Below are 2,434 nucleotides of genomic sequence, written 5' to 3' on the forward strand. Positions count from 1 at the left end.
AAAGGTAAGCAGTCCCATGCGTACGGCCGTATCGAGCACGCCGATGGAGAACAGCGCGGAGAATCCGCTTTTTCCCGTGCCGCCGCGTTGCGCGGACGCATGCTCTTTCGCCGTCGTGTTCGCGCCGCCGCGCGGCACGGCGGGAAACCAGAGCGCGATGACGGCGGCCACGACGCAGCCCAGCCCGGCGACGATCCATAGCGCATGACGCCATGGCATCAGGGTCACGAGCAGCGAAATGGCGGCCGGCAGCGCCGATTTCCCGAGGTCGCCGGAAAAGTTGTAGATGCTCAGCGGGCCTCTTGCGTCGCGCCCATAGAAGCGGGAGACGGCGCCCGATGCGATCGGATGCTGCGTGCTGGAGCCGCCGCCCGAAATCGCCAGCGCGACGCCCAACCCGAGCAGGCCACCCGACATGCCCGCGAGCGCATAGCCGAGCGCGGCGAGCAGCGTACCGAGTGCGAGCGTCGCGCGGCTGCCCAGGCGTTGCGCGAGACGCCCGGCGGACAACTGCAGCGTCGCCATCGTGCCGGCATAGACGCCGCGCAGGATGGCCAGGGCTGCGAAGTCGAGCCCGAATTCCGACTGCCACACGGGTAGCAACGCGTAGATCATGTCCGTGTAGCCATCGTGCATGGCGTGTGCAACGCACGATAGCCACAGCGCGCGCCGTCGGGGTGGCGCGGTTTCCCGCGTGACGGGAGGGGAAAAAACCGGCAGGCGCATCGTTATTCGCTCCGTGCGAGCGGTGAAGGGAAGCCGCTCGTGGTATCGCTTTCAGCCTCGATGTGTCGATTTTATGGCTGAGAGGATCGTCATTTCAATTGAGCTAAAATCGCATCAATGGAGAGAAAAAGTCACGTCATGAGCGAAAGCCGGGATGTTGCGAAGCACCGGGGCGAGTTACCCCCGCTCAATGCGCTGCGCGCGTTCGATGCGGTCGCGCGACACGGCAGCTTCGCGGGTGCCGCGGCCGAGCTGCATGTGACCCACTGGGCCGTCGGAAAGCAGATCAGGTTGCTGGAGGACTGGTTCGGCCTGCCGTTGTTCGACCGTCGTCCGCGCGGTGTCGCGTTGACCGACGAAGGGGCGGCGTTGCTGAACGACGTCAGCCACGCGTTCGAGCGCCTCGGTACTGCGGTGGTGCGGCTGCGCCACAACACGTTCACGCACCGGATCTCAGGCGTCGTGCGGGTGAACGTGCCGATGAGCTTTGCGTTTTGCTGGCTGCTGCCGCGGCTCGCCGATTTCCATTCGCGGTACCCCGACATCGACGTCAGGGTGTCGACGACATCGCGCAAGCTGCGCTATGTCGCCGACGCTTTCGATATCGGTGTCCGCTCCGGTCCCGAGCAAGGCGCGGGCGTCGTCTCGCGCCCGTTGATGCCCGACCTGCGCGTGCCGGCCTGCAATCCCGCGTTGCTGCGCCAGCATCCGATCCAGAGCGTGGCCGACCTGCGCCATCACACGCTGCTGCATTCGGCCACGACGCGCTCTGCCTGGTCGCACTGGTTGAAGGAGGCGGGCGCGTCCGATCTGCGGGCCGCGCGCCATGTCGAATTCGATCACGTGAATCTTCAGCTTGGCGCGGCCATCGAGGGGCTTGGCGTCGCGCTGGCGTCGCTGCCGCTGATCGGGCGCGATCTCGCCGAGGGGCGCCTCGTGTGTCCCATCGCATCGCCCGTATGGCGCGCTGACGACTACATGCTGGTGACGAACGCCGATCGTGCCGACGATGCCGCGGTGTCCGCGTTCGAGGAATGGATGGAAGGCATGGCGAGCCGGCAGGGCGGCACGACGCCGGAGTAGTGCGGACACTACCCCGGCTTGCGAGTCGGCGATCAGAAGCCGTGGAACATGCCGATGTTGACCTGAACCTGGTTGCCGCCCGACGAGGTGTTGCCGAAGTCGGCAGCCGAAGCCTGCGCGCCCTTGGCATGCACGTAGGCACCCATCGCGTACAGCGCGGTACTCTTCGACAGCGAGTACGTCGCACCCAGCGACACCTGGTTGATCGAGGCCATCGTGCGTCCTTCGGCTGCTTGCGTGGGCGTGGCCGCGGAGCCGTAGACGTACGTGTAACCCGTCGCCAGCGACAGTGCCGGCGTGACCCGGTACTGCAGGAGCGCACCCAGCACGTTGAAGTGGATCGACGGCTGGCCGTCGTTACCCTTGTACTGGGCGTTCGAGTAGCGCAAGCCGGCCGTGTACGGCCCCACCTCGTATTGCGCGGCGACTTGCGCGATGCCCGCGCTCTTGAACGCATTGCCGCCGTTGTAGCCCGAACTCGGATAGCCCAGTGCGCCGCCGAAGCTCGGTTGCGCCGTTGCGTTCGTCCATCCGTTCTCGCCCTGGTTGGCCGCACGGAAGTAGCCGCCGGCGACCGTCAGGCCGCCTTGAGCGTAGGTCGCGGCCGCCGACCACGATTGACCCG

Annotated in this window: 3 protein-coding genes; 1 reads left to right on the plus strand and 2 read right to left on the minus strand. The window is 66.6% G+C overall.

The features are described from left to right. A partial coding sequence (locus JMF90_RS33405; protein ID WP_201326025.1) for an MFS transporter occupies positions 1-726 on the minus strand: 726 nt, incomplete at its 3' end. 138 nt (positions 727-864) lie between these two features. Between JMF90_RS33405 and gcvA the strand changes: the two genes are divergently transcribed. After that, positions 865-1,809 carry a transcriptional regulator GcvA gene (gene gcvA, locus JMF90_RS33410; RefSeq protein ID WP_172593409.1) on the plus strand — a complete coding sequence of 315 codons (945 nt, stop codon included), beginning with the start codon at positions 865-867 and terminating at the stop codon, positions 1,807-1,809. Between the two features lie 32 nt (positions 1,810-1,841). Here gcvA and JMF90_RS33415 read toward each other — a convergent pair. Beyond that, the coding region (locus JMF90_RS33415) for a porin (protein WP_201326026.1) at positions 1,842-2,434 on the minus strand (593 nt) is incomplete at its 5' end.

This window comes from Burkholderia sp. E168m23 (genome assembly GCF_016586125.1).
Classification (GTDB): domain Bacteria; phylum Pseudomonadota; class Gammaproteobacteria; order Burkholderiales; family Burkholderiaceae; genus Burkholderia; species Burkholderia orbicola.